Origin of the sequence: Bradyrhizobium sp. CB82, assembly GCF_029714405.1 — a bacterium.
Taxonomy (GTDB): Bacteria; Pseudomonadota; Alphaproteobacteria; order Rhizobiales; family Xanthobacteraceae; genus Bradyrhizobium.
This window is the reverse complement of sequence record NZ_CP121650.1, coordinates 3,932,876-3,955,886: the sequence shown is the minus strand read 5'-3', so window position 1 is coordinate 3,955,886 and position 23,011 is coordinate 3,932,876. Positions and strand designations below refer to the sequence as shown.

General features: G+C 60.8%; 17 protein-coding genes and 1 pseudogene. 11 read left to right on the top strand and 7 right to left on the bottom strand.

All coding sequences use genetic code 11. The features are described from left to right. Positions 1 to 2: 2 nt before the first annotated feature. The gene (gene tssI, locus QA640_RS18950; RefSeq protein ID WP_283042103.1) at positions 3 to 1,871 is read right to left on the bottom strand and encodes a type VI secretion system tip protein TssI/VgrG; all 1,869 of its coding nucleotides are present in this window, start codon (positions 1,869 to 1,871) and stop codon (positions 3 to 5) included. A 343-nt stretch (positions 1,872 to 2,214) separates the two neighbouring features. Here tssI and QA640_RS18945 point away from each other — a divergent pair, with 343 nt between their 5' ends. The 9 genes from QA640_RS18945 to QA640_RS18905 all read left to right on the top strand — a co-directional run bounded on the left by QA640_RS18945 (position 2,215) and on the right by QA640_RS18905 (position 14,247). Continuing rightward, positions 2,215 to 3,528, top strand: coding sequence for a type VI secretion system ImpA family N-terminal domain-containing protein (locus QA640_RS18945; RefSeq protein WP_283042102.1), 1,314 nt, complete (start codon positions 2,215 to 2,217; stop codon positions 3,526 to 3,528). A 121-nt stretch (positions 3,529 to 3,649) separates the two neighbouring features. Then, entirely contained in the window at positions 3,650 to 4,177 is a 528-nt protein-coding gene (gene tssB / locus QA640_RS18940; protein ID WP_283042829.1) for a type VI secretion system contractile sheath small subunit, read from the top strand. Positions 4,178 to 4,194: 17 nt separating this feature from the next. Further along, positions 4,195 to 5,697, top strand: coding sequence for a type VI secretion system contractile sheath large subunit (tssC, locus tag QA640_RS18935; protein ID WP_283042828.1), 1,503 nt, complete (start codon positions 4,195 to 4,197; stop codon positions 5,695 to 5,697). A 50-nt stretch (positions 5,698 to 5,747) separates the two neighbouring features. Continuing rightward, the gene (locus QA640_RS18930; RefSeq protein WP_283042101.1) at positions 5,748 to 6,233 is read left to right on the top strand and encodes a type VI secretion system tube protein Hcp; all 486 of its coding nucleotides are present in this window, start codon (positions 5,748 to 5,750) and stop codon (positions 6,231 to 6,233) included. A gap of 138 nt (positions 6,234 to 6,371) precedes the next feature. After that, positions 6,372 to 6,920 (top strand): type VI secretion system baseplate subunit TssE, encoded by a 549-nt coding sequence (gene tssE / locus QA640_RS18925; protein WP_283042100.1) that lies wholly within the window; start codon positions 6,372 to 6,374, stop codon positions 6,918 to 6,920. A 1-nt stretch (position 6,921) separates the two neighbouring features. Next, positions 6,922 to 8,889, top strand: a complete 1,968-nt coding sequence (gene tssF / locus QA640_RS18920) for a type VI secretion system baseplate subunit TssF (RefSeq protein ID WP_283042099.1) — start codon at positions 6,922 to 6,924, stop codon at positions 8,887 to 8,889. Next, positions 8,853 to 9,917 (top strand): type VI secretion system baseplate subunit TssG, encoded by a 1,065-nt coding sequence (tssG, locus tag QA640_RS18915; protein ID WP_283042827.1) that lies wholly within the window; start codon positions 8,853 to 8,855, stop codon positions 9,915 to 9,917. Before tssF ends, tssG begins: the two co-directional genes overlap by 37 nt. Before the next feature lie 98 nt (positions 9,918 to 10,015). Further along, positions 10,016 to 12,655, top strand: coding sequence for a type VI secretion system ATPase TssH (gene tssH / locus QA640_RS18910; RefSeq protein ID WP_283042098.1), 2,640 nt, complete (start codon positions 10,016 to 10,018; stop codon positions 12,653 to 12,655). 5 nt (positions 12,656 to 12,660) lie between these two features. Then, a complete protein-coding gene (locus QA640_RS18905) occupies positions 12,661 to 14,247 on the top strand; it encodes a class I SAM-dependent methyltransferase (protein WP_283042097.1) in 1,587 nt (528 codons plus the stop codon). Positions 14,248 to 14,340: 93 nt separating this feature from the next. Here the strand turns inward: QA640_RS18905 and QA640_RS18900 are convergent, their stop codons facing one another. Both QA640_RS18900 and QA640_RS18895 read right to left on the bottom strand, forming a co-directional pair. Then, positions 14,341 to 14,883, bottom strand: a complete 543-nt coding sequence (locus tag QA640_RS18900; protein ID WP_283042096.1) for a hypothetical protein — start codon at positions 14,881 to 14,883, stop codon at positions 14,341 to 14,343. 244 nt (positions 14,884 to 15,127) lie between these two features. Then, positions 15,128 to 15,685 (bottom strand): hypothetical protein, encoded by a 558-nt coding sequence (locus tag QA640_RS18895; protein WP_283042095.1) that lies wholly within the window; start codon positions 15,683 to 15,685, stop codon positions 15,128 to 15,130. Positions 15,686 to 16,043: 358 nt separating this feature from the next. On the opposite strand from QA640_RS18895, the gene QA640_RS18890 reads away from it, so the two are divergent. Continuing rightward, positions 16,044 to 17,327 (top strand): hypothetical protein, encoded by a 1,284-nt coding sequence (locus tag QA640_RS18890; RefSeq protein WP_283042094.1) that lies wholly within the window; start codon positions 16,044 to 16,046, stop codon positions 17,325 to 17,327. Positions 17,328 to 17,491: 164 nt separating this feature from the next. Here the strand turns inward: QA640_RS18890 and QA640_RS18885 are convergent, their stop codons facing one another. The 4 genes and pseudogenes from QA640_RS18885 to iolC all read right to left on the bottom strand — a co-directional run bounded on the left by QA640_RS18885 (position 17,492) and on the right by iolC (position 21,864). Next, on the bottom strand, positions 17,492 to 18,766 hold the full coding sequence (locus tag QA640_RS18885) for an IS256 family transposase (RefSeq protein WP_283037679.1): 1,275 nt from the start codon (positions 18,764 to 18,766) through the stop codon (positions 17,492 to 17,494). 124 nt (positions 18,767 to 18,890) lie between these two features. After that, a complete protein-coding gene (gene iolB / locus QA640_RS18880; RefSeq protein ID WP_283042093.1) occupies positions 18,891 to 19,688 on the bottom strand; it encodes a 5-deoxy-glucuronate isomerase in 798 nt (265 codons plus the stop codon). A 77-nt stretch (positions 19,689 to 19,765) separates the two neighbouring features. Then, positions 19,766 to 19,945, bottom strand: a pseudogene (locus tag QA640_RS18875) (hypothetical protein); the annotation flags it as partial. Then, entirely contained in the window at positions 19,942 to 21,864 is a 1,923-nt protein-coding gene (gene iolC, locus QA640_RS18870) for a 5-dehydro-2-deoxygluconokinase (protein WP_283042092.1), read from the bottom strand. The gene iolC and the pseudogene QA640_RS18875, both read right to left, overlap by 4 nt. A 626-nt stretch (positions 21,865 to 22,490) precedes the next feature. On the opposite strand from iolC, the gene QA640_RS18865 reads away from it, so the two are divergent. Next, positions 22,491 to 22,994 carry a MarR family transcriptional regulator gene (locus QA640_RS18865; protein ID WP_283042091.1) on the top strand — a complete coding sequence of 168 codons (504 nt, stop codon included), beginning with the start codon at positions 22,491 to 22,493 and terminating at the stop codon, positions 22,992 to 22,994. The last annotated feature ends 17 nt before the right edge of the window (positions 22,995 to 23,011 follow it).

Genomic DNA, 23,011 nt, shown 5'->3' with positions numbered 1-23,011 from the left:
CGTCAGCCGACAAGGGTTGGTGTGCCGTGGGCGACCAGCGGACCACCGGCCGAAAGCGCCATGGCAGCCTGCGCCGTCATGGCGATCGTCGGCGCGTTGATGACGATACCCGCCGGAGACAGGATGATCTGGCTGGGACCAACCTGCAGGGTGATGTTGGCATTGGCCGTCAGCGTGATGCTGATGCCCGCGTTGACAGACTGATCCATGGCCAGCGTGACGTGCTGACCGCCCAACTCGATATCGAGCTTGTCATTGCCATTCTTGAGCGTGGTCTTGCGGGTGTCCCCGCCGAATGCAACCTCGCCGATGGTTCGAGTCTCGCTGTCACGGACCGTTACGTCGTAATCCTTCTCGGCATGCAGCGTGATCTTCTCGGATCCCTTCTTGTCCTCGAAATTCCATTCGTTGTAGCCGCCGCTCCCCTTGGTGGAGTCCGACTTCAATCCCGCGATCGTCTTCTTGGACGGTAGATCGTAGGGCAGTTTGTATTCGTCGTTGTACACGGTGCCGATCACCAGAGGTCGGTCCGGGTCCCCTTCCAGAAATTCGACAACCACTTCCTGTCCGACACGCGGGATGATCTGACCGCCCCAGCGCTTGCCGGACCAAACCTGGGCCACGCGCAACCGGCACGACCGCTTCTTCTTCCGATCCCAGAAAAAGCGGACATAGATTTCGCCCAACGACTCGACGTCGATTTCCTCGCTCGAATTGTCGTCTTTGGTCACCACCTTGGCCGTCTGGATGCCGTTGATCCTTGGCTTCGGCGTCATCATCGGCGCTCGAAAGGCTCGATCGCTCGGCAGAAACTCGTAGCTGCCGAAATAGACGTGCTGCCCGGCGTCGCTGGGACCACCAGTGCGATAGGACTCGATCGAGAACGAGTGGGTGGCTCGGACCACGAGATATTCAACATTCTGCGAGTCCTTGGAGTGCTTTTCGAGCTTGGTCAGTCCCCCCGGAAACAGATTGACGGCGTCGCCGTTGCCGCGACGTCGCCGATCCATCGCCTGCTCGGCCTGGAGCTGGATCTTCGCGTATCGCTCGCCGTCGGATTTTTCCTTGAACTTGCCTGGATAGTCGTAGAACTCCATCTCCGAGCGGGTGTAGTGCTCGGAGCCCTTGGCGTCGCTGATCATCTGCGCGTTGGGTTTCTGGTAGTTGTAGTCATTGAGCTCGATCTTTCCGGTGCGAAATCGGCGTTCCGAAACCCATTCGTAGATGTGCTGCTCGCCTCGACGGTCCGCGCCGGTCAGAGGGATGTAGGGGATCGTGGCGAGACCGCTGATCGGGCTGTGCGACGACTTGGAGTCCGCCAGCACCAGCGTGTGCTTGCCGCCCTCATGCTTGAAGAAGTAGTAGATGCCGTGCTGCTCCATCAACCGGCTCACGAAATTCAGGTCGGTCTCGCGATACTGCACGCAGTACTCGAGCTTCGGGCAGGAGCCCTCTTCGGTGAGCCTGGATTCAAAATCAGTGAAACCGCGTTCGTTGAACACTTCCTTGATAATGTCGGGCGCTTTCTTGTCCTGAAAGATCCGGCAATCGGTGGTGCGCGACAGCAGCCACAGCCAGGGCTTCAGCACTATCCGGTAGCTGAAATAGTCGTTCTTCACTCCGAGCCACTGGGCTTCCGTCAGAATCCCGCTGAACTCGCGCTCCTTTTCGTGCAATTTTATGGTGAGCGTGCATTGCTGGCCAATCGCACGGTCGAAGTCGAGGTCGGCATCTTCACTGAGACACTCGATACGATACTCGAACAGTTCGCTGAGACCTTCCGAGGCCTCGAACCCGGCAAACACCAGAACGTCCTTGCCGAGAGGTGTCTTGAGTTCGCAGAGGCGGGTATCCTGGGTAAGCTGGCCCATGTGGGCGTTAAACTCCCTGGCTAACCACATGATCGGCTGCAAAGAGCAGATCAGGCGTCTTGCAAGAACCACGGAAATCCTGCCCGCGACTGGCAGCCCGGGCAAGTCCGCCCGAGCTGGCCCTCCTGACGCGCCACAGCAGCCGTCGAAAGAACCACCCCGGGCCTCAAGTAGTCGGCTCCAAGAGCTTGCCGGTTCACGCGAAAATGTCATGATCGCGGGAATGAACCGGCACCAGCGAGCATCTTACCCATAAGAAATCGGATCATGATCCCCCTGCGTGATCCGCCAGATGTCACTGGTTCGGGAGAGGGGCCATGGCCGAGCAGAGGACGGTCCTCGCATGCTTGATGTCGCCTCCCTGACGCAGCCGATAGCCGCCGACGATCCCTGCGGGCCGGATCTCGATGCCCTCGGTGACGTGCAATATCTCAATTTCTTCGCAGCTGCGGAATCGTTGTTGCCGATGTCGTACTTCGAGGTCGTCAACGCCAGCGGAGAGCGCGGACGCTTCGATCCGAAGGCGGTCGATTTTGCCGGCCAGTTTGCCGCCGCACGACCGCTTCTGGCGCGCACCCGCGATCTGCGTCTGAACTTGCTGCTGGCCAAGTTTTCCATCCTCAACCGCGATCTCGACGGCTTTCTCAGCTGCCTGAAGGCGACCAACTTGCTGCTGCGCGAGCAGTGGGAGGCGGTGCATCCGAGGGGCGAGGACGGCGACTACGCGCTTCGCGCCGTAACGGTCGAAGCGATCGACGTGTTTCCGACCGTGATCAACCCGCTCCAATTCCTTCCGCTGATCGAAAGCCGCAGGTACGGCAGCCTCAACTACCGTGCCTATCAGGTTGCCAAGGGCGAAATTCCCGCGGCCGACGCCGACGTCGACATGCCTGATCTCGCGACCATCGAGCGCATCGTCAGCGAGACCGACCTCGACACTCTCAAAGCCGCCAGCGCGCGGTGCTCCGCAGTTGCAGCCGAAATCGCCGACACCAAGGCGATCTGGCACGAAAAGTTGAACTCCGGACAACCCATCAGCCTCGACAGGCTCTCCGGTTTGGTAAACGGCATGGCCGCCTGGCTTGCGGGTCTCGTCACGGCGCGTGATCCAGCCGCGATCGCCGCGCCTTCGGAAGACGGGGCTCGCGTCGACGCGCAAGTGCCGCCGGACACGATTGGCGCGCTGGCTTCGTCGGCGCAGGCCTCCGCAGCGCTTGCCGCGGCCGCCGACTATTTTTCCCGAATGGAACCATCCAACCCGGCGCTGTTGCTGGTGCGCCAGGCACAGGAGATGGTCGGCAAATCGTTCATCGAGGTGATGCGAATGCTGGTGCCCTCCCACGTGGAGAGCGCTGCAATCAACATCGGGCGCAACAAGGTCTTCGACCTGCCGATCGAACGGATGGCGGAGCTCGCCACCTCGCATTCATCCACGACTGAGAACGATGCTCAAGATATTGTTTTTTCAGTAGAAACCAGAGCGCAGGCCTTGGGTCTGCTGGCGAACGTGGCGTCGTTTTTCCGAGCCGCGGAACCTTCCAGCCCGATCCCGTTCTTGGTCGATCGCGCGCGCGATCTGGCACAACGAGACTTCCTCAGCTTGCTGGATGACGTCCTGCCCGAAGGCGCCCTGAAGACAATCCATAAATCGAATTGAACCCGCTTTTCGCTCGATGGGACTAACACGACATAAGGAAGCTTTGCCGACCATAGGCTGAGACGCCTTGTGCACCTGCGTCGCGCAATCGGCTTCCAAAGCGATTTCGAGAGAGGGAACCATGGCTACGGACAGCGGTCAAAAATTCATTCGGCGAAACCGCGCACCGCGCGTGCATATTACATACGAAGATCCCTATGACGCCGAGCGGCTGATCGAACTGCCGTTCGTCATGGGCGTCCTCTCTGATCTTTCCGGCAACAACCCCGGTGTCGAAAAGGCGAAGGTCGAGGAACGCAAGTTTCTCGAGTTCGACATGGATAATTTCGACAACCGCATGGCGGCAATCCAGCCCGGCGTGACCGCGCGCGTCGCCAATCGTCTCAGCGATGGCGCCGACGAAAAACTCTCCGTCAACCTGCGCTTCAACAAGATGGCCGACTTCACGCCGGTGGCGGTTGCCCGGCAAGTGCCAGCGACGGCCAAACTGCTCGAAGCACGCGAACAGCTCGCCAACCTGCTGCGCTACATGGATGGCAAGGTGGCTGCAGAGGATCAATTGAAAAAACTTCTCAGCGATCCGCAACTGATGGCCGCGCTGCGGGAGCGCGCGACGACCCCGTCAATTGAGCCCGACGCTGAGACCTAAAGGAAGGAATGGGGACCATGGCAAAAGAAGCAAGTCGTAAAGAGACCACCACCCAGGTCGGGACAGTCGAGGCCGACGAGTTTGCCGCCCTGCTCAAGCAAAGCTTCAAGCCGCGCACTGAACGTGCGGCGACCGAAGTTGAAAACGCGGTATCCACGCTTGTTCGCGAAGCGTTGAAAGACACGAGCGTTATCAAATCGGACGTGCTTGACACGATCGAGGAGATGATCGCGCGGATCGACCAGAAGTTGACCGCGCAGATGAATGAGATCCTTCACGCACCCGAATTCCAGGCGATCGAAAGTGCCTGGCGCGGCCTTCACTACCTGGTGTTCAATTCCGAGACTGACGCCACGCTCAAGATCCGTGTAATGAACGTCTCCAAGAACGAACTGTATCGTAACCTGCGGCTATACCCCGATGCGCGCTGGGATCAGAGTCCGCTGTTCAAGCAGGTCTACGAATACGAATTCGGCCAGTTGGGCGGCGAACCGTTCGGCTGCCTGATCGGCGATTACTACTTCAGCCACGTCCCGACCGACGTGCAGTTGCTGCGCGACCTCAGCAAGATCGCCGGCGCCGCACACGCGCCCTTCTTCACCGGAGCCGACCCCACACTGATGGGAATGGATTCCTGGACCGAATTGTCCAACCCTCGCGACATCGGCAAGGTATTCGACACGCCGGAATATGCCGCCTGGAAGGGGCTGCGTGACCAGGATGACTCGCGCTATCTCGGCCTGTGTATGCCGCGTGCGCTAGGTCGCCTTCCCTACGGCGCGAAATCGGAGCCCGTAGAAGAGTTCGCCTTCGAAGAGGAGACCGACGGGCACACCGGCGACAAATACGGTTGGATCAACGCAGCCTATGCGATGGCGGCCAACATCAATCGCGCCTTCAAGGAGTTCGGCTGGTGCACTCGCATCCGCGGTGTGCAGTCCGGCGGCGAAGTCATCAACCTGCCGACACATACCTTCCCGACTGACGACGGCGGCGTCGATTTGAAATGTCCGACCGAGATTGCCATCAGCGATCGGCGCGAGCACGAACTTGCAAAGGCGGGCCTCATCCCGCTGATCCATCGCAAGAACACCGACAAAGCCGCCTTCATCGGTGCCCAGTCGCTCTATAAGCCGAAGAAATATTTCGGCGAGAAGGGTGTGGACGCAACCGCATCCGACAACCTGTCGTCACGTCTACCCTACATGTTCGCAGTTTCCCGCTTTGCGCACTATCTGAAATGCATGGTTCGCGACAAGATCGGATCCATGAAGGAGAAGGATGAGCTGACGGTCTGGCTGCAGACCTGGATCAACGAGTACGTTGATGCCAACCCAGCCCTGTCGTCAGAAGCTCAGAAAGCGCGCAAGCCGCTGGCCGCTGCGAAGGTAGAGGTCATAGCAAACGAGGAGAACCCGGGATATTACAACGCACGCTTCTTTCTCCGTCCACACTTTCAATTGGAGGCGATGGACGTCGGCCTCAGTCTGGTTTCGCGCCTGCCGGGCCCCAGCTCCTGACGCCGCATCATCGCAACCGTAAACATGCAGAATTTTGAGAGGACTATGCTATGGCTGTCGACATCTTCTTGAAACTCGATCCGATCAAGGGCGAGTCGCTGGACGACAAGCACAAGGACGAAATCGATATCTTGAGCTGGTCGTTCGGCGAGAGCCAGACCGGCACTTTCCACAGCGGCTCGGGCGGCGGCGCCGGCAAGGTCAGCGTTCAGGATCTCCATTTCACTCATTTCGTTGACAAGGCCACGCCCGAACTTTTCAAAGTTTGTGCGAACGGCAAGCACATCGATAGCGCGATCCTCACCGTCCGCAAGGCCGGTGAACATCCGCTCGAATATCTCAAGATCGAGATGAAGAACGTTTTGGTTACCAGCGTATCGACCGGCGGATCGCACGGCGAGGATCGTCTCACCGAAAACGTGAGCCTGAACTTCCAGAAGGTGAAAATGATGTACAAGACCCAGACGGAAAAAGGCGGCGCCGGCGCGTCACCGACCTTCGGCTGGGACGTTGCGGCCAACAAGGAATGGGCCTGATCTTCGGCCTCTCGCCTGGCGCCGGTTGCTGATAGCAGAACCGGCGCCTACGCGCCGGACCTGCTACGCGAAGTTCCGTCAGACGCAAACTGCCGCCCCGCGAAGCTGCATGCGCGCCGACCGACATGGGGACCGCAAATGACCGTTACGCCAAAGAGGGAGCGGCTTTCTCCACCGTTGATGCTGGCCTTTCGCGCGGCTCATGACGCCCGTGATGCTCGCAAGAAGCTCAATTTGCGCGATCAGTTCGGCGAGCGGGTCATTGCGGGACGGCGCAGCTCAGGCCGCTTTCCGATCTCCGAAACATTGCTCCGGCGCGAGGTCGCCCATGACCTCGAAACGTTGCTCAATACGATTGCTCTGGAATCGACCCTGAACCTGACCGGCCGGGATTGTGTCCGAACGTCGATCCTGAACTACGGCTTTCCCGACATCGCCCACCGTTCGATCGACGAGGTCACCGACGAAGAGCTCAGCGATGCGCTGCGCACGGCGCTGACGACGTTTGAACCAAGGCTCGACCGTAAGTCCATCCGGGTCCGCCGCGACAGCTCGGTCGGCCCTGAACAGCTCAAGTTGCGCTTCATCGTCCATACCGACCTGAAGTGCGAGCCGCTCAACGTGCCCGTGGAATTCGTCGCCGACGTCGACCTCGACAGTGGTGACGTCCAGATCAACCGACTTTAGCATGAATCGCGAATTCCTCGACTTCTACAATCGTGAACTGTCACTGCTGTACGAGCAGGCGGGAGATTTCGCCGAGGAGTATCCTGGCATCGCAGAGCGCCTCGGCGGCCTGATCCGCGACCGCTCAGATCCGATGATCGCAGGCCTGCTGGAAGGCGCCGCGTTTCTCGCCGCCCGCGTTCAGCTCAAACTGAAGCACGAATTTCCCGAGTTCACCGCGAACCTGCTCGAGCAATTGGTTCCGAACTATCTCGCCCCCACTCCGTCTGCCATGCTGGTCAAGGCGCAGCCAACCTATGCCGACCCGGCATTGCGCGATGGCAAGAAGATCGCGCGCGGCGCGTATTTCGACGCCACTTATCGCGAGCGGGAACGAAGTCTTGCCTGCCGATTTCGACTTTGCCGCGACATCGTGCTCTGGCCGTTTGACGTCACCGGCGCCGAATACTTCACGACGGCGGGCGCGCTGCAGGCGCTTGGGATTCCGGTCGGCGGCGACGTCATCGCCGGGCTCAAACTTTCGCTGACCCATCGCACCGCGATCCGGCTCGATGAGGAACTGTCGGACGCAGAGGCCCGGACCAAGCCGGAAACCTGGTTCGCAGGCTGCCGCGCGAGCGAACTGCCCATCTACCTGACCGGCGCCGAATCCGACGCCATCGCGCTCTACGAGCAATTGACCTCGAACTGCGTAGGCGTCTACTTCCGCCATCTCGACGATTTCGGCGATCCTGTTGTGATGCGTGCGCCCAAAGACAGTGTGCAGCAAGTCGGCTTCGACGAGAACGAATCACTGTTTCCGAACGATAACCGGATCTTTCGCGGCTCGGAGCTGCTGCGCGAATATTTCGCGTTTCCACGCAAGTTCCTTGGCATCAACCTGACGGGACTTCGTGCTGTGATGCCGCGGCTGCGCAGCAAATCGATCGATGTCGTCTTCGCGTTTGATGAACACAATTCGCGGCTTGCCGCTTCGGTGCGTCCCGAGACCTTCAGCCTCTATACTGCGCCGGCAATCAACCTGTTCGAGAAGACGAGCGATCGCATCCCCGTCAAGTCGAATACCTACGAGTACCACGTGGTGCCTGACCGCAGCCGTTATCTCGAATACGAGCCGCACCAGGTGCTCGAAGTCTACGCGCACTTTCCCGCAGAGAAGGACAAGCGGCCGGTGCGCCCGCTATATTCGGCCGCCGTCGACCAGACCAGCGGATCAGTCGAGGGGCTTTATTTCACCATCCGTCGGCTGCCCCGGCGCCGCACGGTGGAGGAGAAGACGTACGGCGCAGCCTCTGACTACACCGGGACGGACATGTTCCTGTCGCTGCTCGAGCCCGGCGAACTGAACGGCGACAGATCTGCCACCGAACTCAGCGTCCGGGCGCTGTGCTCCAACCGGCATCTCACCGAGCACCTGCCGGTCGGCCAGGGCGGCGCCGACTTCCGACTGCTGGACGACACCTCGCTCGAGCTGGTTTGCGTCGCCGGTCCTACCCCGCCACGCGAACCGGTGGTGGCCCAGCTGCGCAGCCGCAGCGAAATCGCCAACAACGGAGTCGTCAGTTGGCGGCTGATCAACATGCTGAGCCTGAACTATCTTGGCCTGGTCGAGCGGGGTGGCGGCAAGAACGCCGGAGCGCTGCGCGAGATGCTGTCATTGTTTGCCGACCAGTTCGACGACGCTACGGAACGCAAGATTCGCGGCGTGCGCAGCATCGAAAGCCGACCTGCCGTTCGGCGGGTACGCGAACGCACCGGTAGTGGCGCAGCACGCGGCCTGGAGATCACGGTCACGCTCGACGAGAAAGCATTCGAGGGCAGCGGTGTGTTCTTGCTCGGGGCCGTGCTGGAGCGCTTCTTCGCGGACTATTCGGGCTTCAACACCTTCACCCAGACGGTCATCTCGACGTCGGAACGCGGCGAGATCATGCGCTGGCCGGCGCGCATGGGCACCCGGAGACCGCTGTGACGCTGATCGACCAGATGAAGGCCGAACCCTGGCGGTTCGATTTCTTCCAGACGCTGCGCCAGCTTGAGCGTGCCAATCCGGATCGACCGCGCATCGGTGACAGTGCCGCGCGTCGCGAGGAATTTGTTGACCTCGGCCAGACCCCCTATCTGGAGTTCCCCGCTTCCAACCTCAGCTCGGTCGACGACCGCGATGGCCGGCTCAGGATCATGGTCAAATTCCTGGGTCTCCTCGGGCCGCAGGGCGCACTGCCGCTTGCCACGACCGATGAAAGCGTCGGCTGGCAGTTGATGCGAGATGACGCCTTCCCCCGCTTTCTCGACCTCCTCAATGGACGTTTCCTGCAATTGTTCTTTCGCGCCTGGGCCGACGCGCGGCCGATCGCCCAGCATGATCGGCCGACCGAGGACCGCTTCATCGCCTATGTCGGATCCTTCGCCGGCCTGGGCTCCGACGTTTTCGCCAGACGAGACACCGTACCGGATATGGCGAAGCTCAGCTTCGCCGGACTCATTGCACCCAGGGCGAAGTGCGCGTCGCGGCTGACGCGGTTCCTGCAGGGCCTGTTCGACGTCAAGGTCGAGATCGACGAGTTTGTTGGCACCTGGCTCTCGTTCGAACCAAGCCACTGCAGCCGGCTCGGCGGGGCGCACGCCAAGCTCGGCCACGACGCTCTTCTGGGCTCACGGGTGTTCAGCGTCGAGGACAAGATCAGGGTTCGAGTTTTCGTCAAGGATTTTGCCCAATACGAGCAGTTCCTGCCGACCGAAGCTCGTAACTTGTCGGAGCCGCTGGCGGACGCGGTTTTCTTCTATATCGGCGACGAACTCGAGTGGGAGGTGGAACTCGCCATTCCGGCGGGAGCGGTTGTCCCAGTGAGGCTCGGACAGAGCGGACGACTTGGATGGACCACCTGGGTCTCACCAAACTGGACCTCGACCGAGGAATATCGGCGCGACGCCCGGTTTCACCTCGGCGAGCGATTGAGGGCCCGGCGGAGCGACGCAGCCGATGCTCCAGCGATTTGAACCTATGCACTGCTCCCATTGTCCTAACACCATGGGATTCGAGCCAATTCCCGCAAGGAGCCAGGCATTCGCCGAGGAATTGAGCAGGAGTGGCCGCCGTGACCGACATTAGCCTCGAGACCGTAACGGGCAAACTGAACCGGGCTGGCTACGATGCCTTCATACAAGCCCTGCGTCACGCCAAGAGCGCCGGCAACCGCAATGTCGAGCTCGCGCACTGGCTGTTTCATATCCTACAGCAGGAACGCACGGACCTCAGCCTGTCGGTGGATCACTACAAGCTCGACCGTGCACGGCTGTTGTCGGACCTTGCTGACGTCATCAACGGCTTTCGCAAGAACGAAACTGACATGCCGGGTGTCGCCAATCCGGTCATCGATATCCTCGATCGCGGCTGGCACTATGCCACGCTGTTCTTCGGCGAGACTCAGATCCGCACCGGCCATCTGCTGGTGGCCGGGCTGAAATCGAACGAAATCCGCCGTGCGCTGAACAACATCTCGCAGGAATTCGCCAAGGTAAACGTCGACGCATTGGCCGCGGAGCGCCGTGCCGTCTGGGCCGGCTCCGAGGAGGAGACCATGCGGCCGTTGGACGGCTCGGGATTGGTCGGGGCCGGTACAGAGGGCGCGGCCCCGGCGGGTTCCAAGGGCACGACGCCGCTCGATCGGTTCTCCCAGGATCTCACCGCCAAGGCAAGGTCGGGCCAGATGGATCCGATCCTCGGTCGGGACGACGAAATCCGCCAGCTGATCGACGTGTTGATGCGCCGGCGGCAGAACAATCCAATCCTCACCGGCGAAGCCGGTGTCGGCAAGACCGCCGTGGTAGAGGGCTTCGCCCAGCGTATCGCCGCTGGCGACGTGCCGCCGCCGCTGCGCAATGTAAGGCTCTGCGCCCTTGACATCGGCCTGATGCAGGCCGGTGCCTCCATGAAGGGCGAGTTCGAGCAGCGCTTGCGCTCGGTGATCGACGAGGTACAGAGCTCACCTACCCCCATCATCCTGTTCATCGACGAAGCCCACACGCTGATCGGCGCTGGTGGTTCGGCCGGCACCGGTGATGCGGCCAATCTCCTGAAACCTCCCCTCGCCCGTGGCACGCTGCGTACGATCGCCGCCACTACCTGGGCAGAGTATCGCCAATACATCGAGAAGGATCCCGCGCTCACGCGACGCTTCCAGCCGATCCAGATCGATGAACCCGATGTCGAGACCTGCTGCATCATGCTGCGGGGCCTTCTCGGTCCGATGGAAAAGCACCACGGTGTTCGCATCTCGGATGCTGCGATTGTTGCAGCAGTCAATTTGTCGCACCGCTACATTCCCTCACGACAGTTGCCCGACAAGGCGGTCAGCCTGCTTGACACCGCCTCGGCACGCGTGGCCATCAGCCAGAGCGCGACGCCCGCCCTGATCGAGGACACCCGCGTTGCGATTACCGCTCGCGAGGCTGAGAGATCGGCGCTGGTCAGCGACGGAGATTTGGGGATCGAGGACAGCGAGCGCATTGTCGCGATCGACAGCGATATCGCAACGCTGAAGGAAAAGCTGACTGCCCTCGAGGCCGATTGGGCCGCGGAGCAGGAGCTCGTCAAGGACATCCGCAGCATTCGTGAGATCCTGTCCGAGCCCAAGGAAGGCGAGGATCCGGCTGCCAAGCGCGCGGAACTGCGCGGCAAGTTCGAGACGCTGGAGAACATCAATCCGGAAAAGCGAATGGTCTATGCCCATGTGGACCAGCAATCGGTAGCGTCCGTCGTGTCCGACTGGACCGGCATCCCGGTCGGCCGGATGATGCGGGACGAGATCGAAACCGTGCTGAAGCTGCCTGAGATTCTCAACCGCCGCGTTGTCGGCCAGTCCCATGGGCTGACGATGATCGCCAAACGAATTGAGACCAGCCGCGCCAAATTGGACAATCCGTCAAAGCCGATCGGCGTGTTCATGTTGGCCGGACCGTCCGGGGTGGGCAAAACCGAAACCGCCCTGGCGCTTGCCGAGACTCTCTATGGCGGCGAGCAGAACATGATCACGATCAATATGTCGGAGTTCCAGGAGGCGCACACCGTTTCGACCCTGAAGGGTGCGCCACCCGGCTATGTCGGCTATGGCGAAGGCGGTCGTCTCACCGAGGCGGTTCGTCGCAAGCCCTACAGCGTCATCCTGCTCGACGAGGTGGAAAAGGCCCATCCCGACGTACATGAAATCTTCTTCCAGGTGTTCGACAAGGGGATGATGGAGGACGGCAACGGGCGGCGGATCGACTTCAAGAACACCCTGATCATTTTGACCACCAACGTCGGTACTGATCTGATCATGGGCCTGTCGCGGGATCCAAAGTATCGCAACGAGCCGGAAGAGCTCGCCAAGATGCTGAGGCCGGAATTGCTGAAGGTGTTTCCAGCCGCGCTCCTCGGACGCATTGTCTTGATCCCGTACTTCCCGCTATCGGACGAGATGCTCGCCGGGATCGTGCGGTTGCAGCTCGACCGGATCGGACGGCGCCTCCGCGACAATCACAACGCGGCCTTCAGCTACGACGATGCGGTCGTGGAGCACATTGTGTCACGTTGCAACGACCCGGATTCCGGCGGACGCATGATTGACAACATTATCACCAACACGTTGCTGCCGGAGCTGTCACGCCAGTTCCTCAGCAAATCGCTGGCCAAAGAGGAAGTCAAGCAGACGCGAGTCTCGATCGTGAACGACAAGTTCGCATATTCGTGGAACTAAGGACGATGAACGTACAAACCGAGCATCGCCACCCGAGCACCGGCCCCACACCATACGACGAGGTCTTCTACCCCGGCCACGTCTACGGGCTCACCCACCCCAATCATCTCGCAACGATTGCTACCGTTTACGGCATGCAACCGGCTCCGGTCGAGCGCTGCCGGGTGCTGGAGCTCGGCTGCGGCGTTGGCGGCAATCTATTGCCGATGGCCTTTCAATATCCGGACAGCGAATTCATCGGTGTCGACCTGAGCGGCGTCACGATCGAGCGCGGCCAGCGTAATATCGCCACATTGGGCCTGAGCAACATCAAGCTCCTGCATTGCGACATCATGAATGTCGACGCTGATTTCGGGCAGTTCGACTACATCATCGCCCACGGCGTGTATTCATGGGTCCCGCCGGAGGTGCGCGAGAAGATGATGACAATCTTCAAACAGAACCTCGCGCCGCAGGGGGTTTGCTACGTCAGCTACAACGCACACCCGTTTTCGCATCTCCGCGATATGGTGCGCGACATGATGCAATATCACACCCGCCGCATCGCCAGCATGAAGGAGAAAGTGGGACAAGCTCGCGCGATCATGAAGTTCCTGAGCGACGGCTCGAAGGCCAACTCGGTGCACGGTGCGGTCATGCGCGATCAGTGCAACCGCGTTCTCAAGGTCCCCGACGAACTGTTGTTTCACGACGATCTCGACCAGGGCGCTACTGCCTTCTTGTTGCACGTGGTCGCCGAGGACGCCGGTCGCCATGGCCTGCAGTATCTGGGCGACGCCGATTTCTCACGACGCTATCTTGCCGGCTACGCCGAGGAGGTCCGAGCCACGCTGCAGCGCTTCCCAGAGAGCGAGTTCATGGCACGCGACCAGTATCAGGACTTTATCGATGGTAACGGCTTCCGACGTACTTTGCTCTGTCACGACCGCATTTCGCTGTGCCGCCGGGTCGACCTCGATTTCATCACCCGGTTCCATCTGTTAAGCACCGCAAGTCCACTTCAGCCCGATGTCTGCTTGACCGACAATTCCGCCATGGAATTTGAGAACCAGGACGGCAGCAGGATCACGGTGACCAATCCGCTCTTGAAGGCGGCTCACCTGTGCCTCGGACGGGCCTGGCCGCGAGCGCTGTCCTTCGGCGAACTGCTCGATGGTGCCCGAGCGCTGCTGGGGGGCCGGCAGGCAGATGATGATCAACAGACGCTGACGGAGGCGATGTACATCCTGGCTTCCAGCGGCGAGGTGTCTTTCCTGGTCTCACCGCCCTTTCTCGTGAAAGAAGTTTCCGACCGCCCGCAGGCGAGCCTGCTCGCCCGGAGACAGGCGCAAACAAGCTCGTTGGTCACCAACCTGCTCCACCAGACAGTGCAGTTGGAGGACGACAGGACCCGACATTTCCTGCAGTTGCTCGACGGCACCCGGACCATCGAACAGATCATTGCCGAAATGACCGAAACTTTCGGTTCGACCACCAGGGTCGAACCAACCGATCATACTGAGCAGCTTGCCGATCCGCTGCTGCTGTCGACTCGAGGTAGCGTCGAACGTTCGCTCGCGGTTGTCAGCAAGCTGGGCTTATTGGTCGCCTGACACTCAGATCGGTCGACCTGACTCGACTTATTCGGACCGGGATTTGAAGTGAGGTCGGAGCCTTCGCCGCCGAACCGGCGCGGAATCCGCCAATCAGCCATCATGGGTGTATTGCTGGCCGAGGACCCATCCGGTGAAAATGCCGGCAGGCCCGCTGGTATAGACTGGATGAAGGCCTACACCGGCACGCAGCATCCGCCATTCGTGCTCGCCGACCCAGGGAATTCCGGGATCGCCCTTTTGATATTGCGACAGCAGCGTTCGGGCGGCCAGTTCGGCATTGGCGTAAATCTGTCCATTGGCCCAACGAGGTCGAGGCAGGCCCGTCATGCGGCAATAAAGCGCCGTGCAGACATAGGCGGACGCCTCTTCCGCGTTGGCATCAAGATCGGTGCGCAACAGATCGTAGGCTGCATGCAGGCTCTCATGGACGATATAGGCCTCGTCCATCCTTCCCGCCGCCGACGCGACTTCCAGCGTGTTCGCCGCGACCACTGTACCGTCCGCCCGAGTGCGCGCGACGTCGTTGTATTGGGCGGCCACGCCTGCCGCGAGATCTGTCGGTGGTCTGACGTGGACCTGGCCCAACCGGATCGCGCGCGCGACGTGATGGAACGTTTGTGGCGCAATCGTCACGTGGCTCCCTCGGATCGGAAACCGGAAGCGAATTCGAGCGACTGCCGGGCCATTGAGCACCTGCAGCACCCTGCTCTGAAGTGACATCGGATTGCCCTCACCTCTGACACCGCCTCAGCATGGTTGTCGGCGCTTCTAACAGGCAGGTTCAAACGGCATTTCAGGGAGGCCGGAACTCATGCGAACATCGCGATCCTGCGAATGCAGGCTTTCACTTGCGGATTTGCCTTGCGCGACCTGACGGTCAGCCGCCAAATCGCTTGACCAGTTTTGAACCTTTGGCTGTGGCAATCTGCTGGTCGGTCAAGTCGCTACCCACGCTCAATCCTTTCGTCATGAGGTTGCTGCGCAGTGCCGCCTGCTTCTCGTCGGCGTAGTCTATCTCGACGTGATCAAGACTCATCAGATGGCCGAGTTCATGGGCCCAGGCGCGTCCACTGGCGAAGTCATTGCCATACCACTGGACGAAGCTGGCCGGCTCGGGATCGCTATGGAGGTATGAGCTTCCACCAGCGGCGAGATTTTCAATCGGATTGACCAGGTAGATGTGGACCGCATTGTCCGGATCATGCCGGGAGCTGAGAACATCGAGCAAGCGCTGGTCATTGTTGCGTGCGCTCTTTGCCATATCGAGCGGCTTATCGATCAGTGAATTATTGATCACGAAGGTAATCTTGGCCTTTGACCAAATGGTGTTGACCACATTCAGAGCCTTCTTGGCCGCGTCGGAACTCCATTTTTCTGGCTCCCGGACACCCTTCTCGGCAAATGGAGTGATGTAGATTTTCAGCGGAATGGACATGAGTTTCTCCGAAGTTAGAAATTTCGACCGAATCTCCCATGTGCGCCTGCGAAATCGGCGACTCACTTTCCCGGCGACGCTGGTTGATCCCTTACCTTGGTCGCACAACTCAGCCGCAACCTCATCGGATAAGCGCTTCAACTGTCATTTCATTAGTCGCGCTTCGCGCTCCAATGGAAGGGCTTTCGCGACCGCCGCAACCGCCTGGGCGACCAGCTTGAACCTTGCGATCTGCCAGGACGACCAATGACGCATTACTCCTCAAGCTCAGGGGCTCCCGGTGCTGCTGCGAGGACGGGTCGGTCGACACGCCAAGACCGGAGCTCAGTGCCAGAATTGGGCGGATGACCAGCAAACCGTGATCTCTTTGTTGAACGTCATCCCGACAGCCGACGGTGGCGCGAACGGCGGCCTCGGTGGTCGCGTCGTCGCTGGGATCGCGAGCGAGGATCTCTTCAAGGCAATTCTGCGCTTCCAGGGGCAATATTTTCCGACGCAGCAATCGGGCTTCGTCGATCCCGGTGGCGCCGTCCTCACCCGAATGGAGCAACTCGCCGCCCGGCCTGCGGCAGTCCCGAAGGCGGCGGGACCATGGGGCGAATTCAAGAGCGGATCGGTTCATCGGGCTCTCTACAAGGCCGTGGTGGGCGACCATTCCCTCGACCACACGGAGGTCGTGGAGATTCTCCGCGCCACGCTCGCGAACGGCTTCGTGAGCACGAGCGAATTGGACGACCTCCAGATGGTGGCCGAGAAATCCAACACCATTGCGGACCGACCGAAGGCGATGCTGAAGTTGTTCGTCAGCCAGGCGAGGGAAAAGATCACCAAAGATGGTCCTTACAAGCTGGCATCAGCCATGCATGTCTTCGCCTCAAATATGGCCTGCGATTTCCTCAGGCGGCGCGGAAACGGGTACTGGCCACACCTTGATCGGGACGCAGTCGGTGTCGGGCTGCTGTTGCGGCTCGCGAAACCGAGCCTGCTGCGCCAAGGGAATGCAAACCTGTGCGGACCGGCCGCATTCCTGTTTAACCTTCTGTCGGACCAGCCGGGGGAATATACCCGCTATGCCATCGATATGTACGAGAAAGGAGCTGCGAAAATCCAACGTTTCTTGATTAAGCCGAGCGGCGATCTACGCTCCTATGACCTTCCAGCCGGAGCCGTTGACGCGATCGACTGGTTGACGATGGCGAGCCTTCGAAACTCGGAGGATTGGTTCATTCATTTCGACTCGACTGACGGAACACTTTCCGGTGCCACGACCCAGATGGAGATGGCGTGGTGGTTCAATCGAGCCGGCTATTCCGACATCAGGGAGGATGCCAATCTTCTGCGCCATCAGCGGAGCACCAACAACATGGATGAGGCCAGCCGACTATTTTCCGCAGGCTACCGTGTGTGCCTGCTGATCGATGACCTGATGCTCTACTCGGCGCAGCAGACAAAGTCGGGCTCGATGGTGCTCAAGGATCGTCATTGGGTCGTCCTGCGGTCGAAGATCGACCGCTCCGGCGGAAACGTGAAGATGACGATCTTCACCTGGGGACAGGGGGACTACAAGGTGCCACAGGGCGCCCCTCTCGCGGTGGATCAGTTCCTGGAGAACTATTACGGTTACGTGGCTGCCAAGCCGTAGTTCGGCGACGTCGGTGCCGCGTTAGTACGATGGGCCACCGGCCTCGAAGCCGGACCGCCAAATCATCTCGGCGCAAGCAGCGAGGATAAACGGCTGGCTCATCAGGGGTGGGGATGTCCCGATCGCTGTTGAACTACGTCGGGCCGACGTTGCCGGAATGAATGTTACGCGGCCCTCGTGACGTGGGCAACGGGGTTGATCGTCATGCGATTGTGGCGAGCTTGAAGGGCCGCACGCAAAACCGACAATTGCTTATGCGCCTTCAATCGTCGGAAGCCCTTGTTGGCCTCGATCATGCCGGCCGCGACCCATCGCAAGGCCATGCCGGCATCCCGCCAGCGTTTGACGTTGCGCGTGACGCGGCGAATGGTGCCCATCATGTTCTCGGCGATGTTGGTACAAGCGAGCGATCGACGAAGCTCCTTCGGCAGCTTCAACCGGACGACAGTCAGGATTTCGTCGAGGCCTTCGAGGATGCTGGCCGCTACGCCGGGCCATTGCTGGTCGAGTCGACGCGCGAGATTGCGGATCAATTTTTCAGCCTTGTCGGCGTCATCGAGCTCCCAGGCCTGGCGCAGCACCCGACGGGTGGCCGCATGATGCTCTTTCGGCAGGCGTTCCATGATGTTGCGCGCCTTGTGGATCTGGCAGCGCTGGATCGCAGCGGCCGAACCGAAGGTGCGGCGGATCGCCTTCGACAACGCCTTCGCGCCGTCGGCGATGAACAGTCTTGGCACCGTCGGGTCGAGCCCGCGCGAGACCAGGTTGTCCAGCAGGGCCTGAACCGTTGCGGCGTTCTCGGTCGCCCCTTCCACCAGCGCCAGCGGATGCTTGTTGCCTTCGCCGTCAACCCCGATCGCGGCCACCAGCACGAGATCGTCGCCGAGATGCAGCCCGTCGATTTGGACCACCAGAAGGTCGAGCGCGGACAGATCGGCAGCCATGAAGTCGGCCAGCCGCGCCGCCGACAGCGCTACGAACCTCCGCGAGGCCGCCGACTTCGAAACCCCCGATCCGGGCGGTGCCGGCACGTCACCCTCGGGCAGCCGGACAGCGCGGCCGAACCGGCGCGTCGACACATTGATCAGCATCAGGTTCATCGCCCAGCGACCGAGCCAGTCCTCCTCCGCCGCCGTTTCCCAGCTCGGGATCGTGACCTCGCGGCCGTCCACGCCCCGGACCCGCGGGCGCTCGACCTCGATCTTGCCGCCGTGGAAGCCGATCCGTCCCCGCGTTCGGCCCCAACGGTGCGCCCGCCGCGCCGCGTCGCGACCGTGGCGCGGCCCGCAGGCCGCCGTGACATCCGCCTCCATCATCGTGCCGAGCGCCTCGATCCCTGCCGCAAGGCAGAACCGATCGAAGCTCGCCCGCACTTCTGCAAACGCTTCGTCCACAGCCCCGGTCGCCGGCCAACCAGCCGGTGTGATATCTCTCGTCATGGCGTTGCTCTCCTTTGTGGAATCAGCACCCCGAGCCTACCGGCTCAAGGTGGGCAACGCCGACCTCTTCAGAAATTCAACAGAACCCGGGACATCCCCTCAGGGGTTCTCTTGATCGGTTTGTTCAGCGCGTCAAATGTTGGACATGGGGTGCGGTCATAAAGCGCCACTTGCGCAAGGGGCCGGCCATGACATTGAGGTAATACATCTCGAAGCCGTAAGGTGCGCCGCAGGGATGATGACCGCGCGGCACGCAGACTACGTCGCCATCATGGACGGCCATGGTCTCGTTCAGTTGCATGTCGTCGGTATAGACCCTCTGGACCCCAAAACCATCGGCTGGGTTCAGCCGGTGATAATATGTTTCTTCCAAATAGGTAATACGAGGGAAATCATCCTCGTCGTGACGGTGGCTCGGATAACTGGACCAGTGTCCGGCCGGCGTGAACACTTCCGTCACGAGGAGAGAGTCGCAATAGTCCTCGTTTTCCATGGCGATGTTATTGATATAGCGGGTGTTGGTGCCCTCCCCACGCTGGGTTAACGTGATCCCGTTCGGCCCGATGCGCCGGGGCGCATGCCCGCCCTTGGCGGGCGCCGAACAGACGGCGATTACGCAATCCGTCTCGGCCGTCGCCTCCCAATCATTGCCGTTCGGCAGGTAAACGCAGTGCGGCGGCGATTTCTCGAAGACGCTCAAACGATCGCCCAGGACGCCCCAGTCCTGCCCTGCTCCATGGAGCCTCGCCTTACCCTCGACCATGACGAGAATGACCTCGCGGTCGCCGGTCGCCTCAGCCGCTCTATCGCCGCCCCGAAGGCGGTAGAGAGAAAATCCGACAAAGCGCCAGCCGGCCAAGGCCGGCGTGATGTCGTGTACCTTGCCGTGTATTCCAAACGGACGGTGAAGCAGAGTGGGCATGGTTTTCTCCTATTCGCCCGTTAGGATGGTGTGGCGGGTAGCGAAATCGGCAAGTTCTTTCTCCGCATCGCCGTAAATTGCCCCGCCTCACTACGTAGGCTATTGCCCGCCTTCTGAAGCGCCTCGCCAAGACCGGCGACATATCCGTGGCCAAAAATCGCCCACACACCATCGACGAAACGCTCGCCATCTTCCGTCATCTGCGAGGGGAGCCATTTCACCATGGCCCGCCCCGCTGTCAGCCGAATCGCACTCATGCAGCCCGCCCCCGCACCTTTTTGCACGATGCATCCCACACTCGGCAGAGCCGGGCATAACGCGTCGCCATATCGTCGACTGCCACCTGATCCGGCACGCTTCCGATGAACCAGCGCCGCGCAGCCTCACCAAAGATTGTGCGCCCCACGGCAAAGCCCTTGACCAGATCGAAGCCTGCCGCGATCTCAAAACTCGCTGAAAGCTCTGCTTCAGTCGCATCCAGTCCAAGGACGACGATGCCGCGCGTATGCGTGTCATGCGCCTCGATTGCGGCAATCGCGTTGGCCCATCCGGTCTGCGTCTTCATCGGCTCGAGCTTCCACCAGTCTGGATAAATGCCGGCTACGTAGAACTGATGGATCAGCGTTGCTGTCGTCATGTCGTCAGTAGCACCGACTTTGCTTGGAATGATCTCCAGCAAGAATTCCAGCTTGTTTCGCCGTGCCGCCGCAAACAGCCGGCTAACGGTAGCCTCCTGGGCAGCACGGGTTTGGGCATCATCGTTCGGGTGGCAGAAGCAGAGCACCTTCACAACATCCTCGCGAGCCCATTCGACCAACGCGCCGCAGTCGGTCCCGAGTTCCGGCTCAAGCGTCAGTGGGCGGGACCCTGGCCATTCCGCCGGACGCCCGATCCACAGGCCGGTGCCGGAGGCGCGATGGAGCGCCGAACGGCCGATGCGGTTGTCGCAGAGAATGCCGTAGCCGCTTTCGCCGTTCTGGACGCGAAGTGCAGCATCAAGGCACAGTTCCTTGAACGCTGCTCCCTTCTCGGGTGTATAGCCGTCCATCTGCTCCAGTTGCATGCGGTGGTCGAAGGCGAAAACCCGCATGGTGGACCAGTCGCCGTTCACCCGGGTGTGCCGCGTGGTCGACCAGTGGATCTGCTCCAGTTCTGGATCGTTGCGCAGGTCCGGCCGAACAACGCCGCGCTTCAGGAAGAATTGCAGTTCCTCCCAACTCGGATAGGCTGGCGTACAGCCGTGGCGGCTCACCGCGAAGGCACCGCAGGCATTGGCGTATTTCAGCGAAGTCGACCAATCCTGATCCGTCATCCAGCCGCGCAGCAGGCCGGAGAAGAAACCGTCGCCGGCTCCCAACACGTTGAACACCTCAATCGGAAAGCCCTGCCCGCTCTGGCCCTTGTCGAGACTCTCGGGGATCTCGCCCTCGAACGCGACGGCGCCGAGCGGCCCGCGCTTGCAGACTAGCGTCGCGGCGCTTACGGCCCGTACTGCACCGAGAGCCGCAAGCGTATCGATCGATCCGCCAGCTATGTGAAACTCCTCCTCCGTGCCGACGATCAGGTCGAAATAGTGCAGCGAGGATTGCAGCTTGGCAGTGACGTTGGCGCTTTCGACGAAACGGCTTTCGCCGTCGCCATGGCCCGCGACACCCCAGAGGTTGGGGCGATAGTCGATGTCCAGCGCCGTGCGCAGGCCGTGCCTGCGCGCCAGTGTCAGCGCTTTGATGACGGCCGCTTCCGTGCGCGGATGGCTAAGATGTGTGCCGGTAACGACAACGGCGCGTGCCGAGGCAATGAAGGCCTCGTCGATGTCGTCCTCGCAAAGCGCCATGTCGGCGCAGTTCTCGCGGTAGAAGATCAGTGGAAACTGGGTATCGTCGCGAATGCCAAGGATCACAAGCGCGGTAAGACGCTCAGAATCGATCTTGACGCCATCAGTCGCAACACCTTCGCGAGCAAGCTGCTCCAGGATGAAGCGACCCATATGCTCGTTGCCGACGCGGCTGATGAGCGCCGTCTTCAGTCCCAGGCGCGCGCTGCCGCAGGCTATATTTGTAGGTGAGCCGCCAATGTATTTTTCGAACGATCCCATGTCCTCCAGGCGGCCACCGACCTGGGAGCCGTAAATATCCACGCTTGCACGGCCGATGGTGATGACATCGAGTGCTTTCATTGATTCGCCCATTGTCCAAACCCAAATTGGAACTGTCCACGCAAGACCCTTGACGCGATCCGCAATCCTCCGGCTCTCGAAGAGCCGACATACGATTCCGCATCCGAGGCTCGGCCAGCGCAGGATAACCAACCTTACGGCGCCCCAAAAGGCCGCCATCCGTAGCAACTGCGCAGCCGGCGAGATTTGGGGCGCGGCAAAGGTCCGAAACCTGCTGCTGCGACTAATCTTCAACCCACCTATTCAGAGGGGCACCGGAGCTCCGGTCTTGAGCGATGTCGTTGAGCGCGGCGAACATGGCCAGCACTCGATGGCGGCAACGGCTCCTTCCGCACGAACCTTAGTGATTACGTTCGGGCCTAGTTGGTCAACGTGGGCCGTTCGACCACTGCTTTAATTTCAAATATAAAATATTCGGACCCTGCCGGGGATCGCCTAGGCGCTTGTCAGCAAGCCGCCGAGATTGCCTTTCGATGCCTGGTCGCTCCAGGTAACGCAAATTCTGTAGGCGGCAGAGCCGATTCTGCGCGTCCTGAACGAGTCTTGAATTTACTTTTGGCACATACTATCTTGCGACGAGATCAAGGCCGTCCCCGTTCGAGCTTAGATGCCCCAGGAGATTTGATTTGCCACTCGCAAACGAGTCCTCACCCGTTTCGAAGAACGGGATTGATCAGGAAGCCGAGTACAGGGCTCAGACACGGCTTTGGCTCCGGCTCCTTGCCTGCACGACCATGATCGAGGGCGAGCTGCGGCGGCGATTCCGCGAGGAATTCGATTTCACCATGCCCCGCTTCGATGTTCTGGCGCAACTCGATCGCGAGCCAAGCGGATTGGTATTGGGAGAACTGCCCAAACGCCTGATGGTCTCCGCCGGAAACCTCACCCCCATCGTCGATCGCCTGGTTGAGGACGGTTACATCACCCGCACGCCTTCGAACCTCGATCGGCGCGTGCAGATCGTTTGCATGACCATGGAAGGTCGGAAGGCCTTCAGGCGCATGGCCAAGAGCCATGGCTCATGGCTCGCCGAGCTGCTGGCAGGATTCCCGGCTGCTCGGCTCGATGGGTTGACCAGCGAGCTCGACGAGCTCAAGGGCGCCGTCAGGGATGCGATGCAGAAGCCGTGAGCCGACGCTCAGAAAAC

Excerpts from the sequence above, each read along its gene's own strand:
- tssI (WP_283042103.1), bottom strand. The coding sequence starts at position 1,871 with ATGGGCCAGCTTACCCAGGATACCCGCCTCTGCGAACTCAAGACACCT.
- QA640_RS18945 (WP_283042102.1), top strand. The coding sequence starts at position 2,215 with ATGCTTGATGTCGCCTCCCTGACGCAGCCGATAGCCGCCGACGATCCC.
- tssB (WP_283042829.1), top strand. The coding sequence starts at position 3,650 with ATGGCTACGGACAGCGGTCAAAAATTCATTCGGCGAAACCGCGCACCG.
- tssC (WP_283042828.1), top strand. The coding sequence starts at position 4,195 with ATGGCAAAAGAAGCAAGTCGTAAAGAGACCACCACCCAGGTCGGGACA.
- QA640_RS18930 (WP_283042101.1), top strand. The coding sequence starts at position 5,748 with ATGGCTGTCGACATCTTCTTGAAACTCGATCCGATCAAGGGCGAGTCG.
- tssE (WP_283042100.1), top strand. The coding sequence starts at position 6,372 with ATGACCGTTACGCCAAAGAGGGAGCGGCTTTCTCCACCGTTGATGCTG.
- tssF (WP_283042099.1), top strand. The coding sequence starts at position 6,922 with ATGAATCGCGAATTCCTCGACTTCTACAATCGTGAACTGTCACTGCTG.
- QA640_RS18905 (WP_283042097.1), top strand. The coding sequence starts at position 12,661 with ATGAACGTACAAACCGAGCATCGCCACCCGAGCACCGGCCCCACACCA.
- QA640_RS18895 (WP_283042095.1), bottom strand. The coding sequence starts at position 15,685 with ATGTCCATTCCGCTGAAAATCTACATCACTCCATTTGCCGAGAAGGGT.
- QA640_RS18885 (WP_283037679.1), bottom strand. The coding sequence starts at position 18,766 with ATGACGAGAGATATCACACCGGCTGGTTGGCCGGCGACCGGGGCTGTG.
- iolB (WP_283042093.1), bottom strand. The coding sequence starts at position 19,688 with ATGCCCACTCTGCTTCACCGTCCGTTTGGAATACACGGCAAGGTACAC.
- iolC (WP_283042092.1), bottom strand. The coding sequence starts at position 21,864 with ATGAAAGCACTCGATGTCATCACCATCGGCCGTGCAAGCGTGGATATT.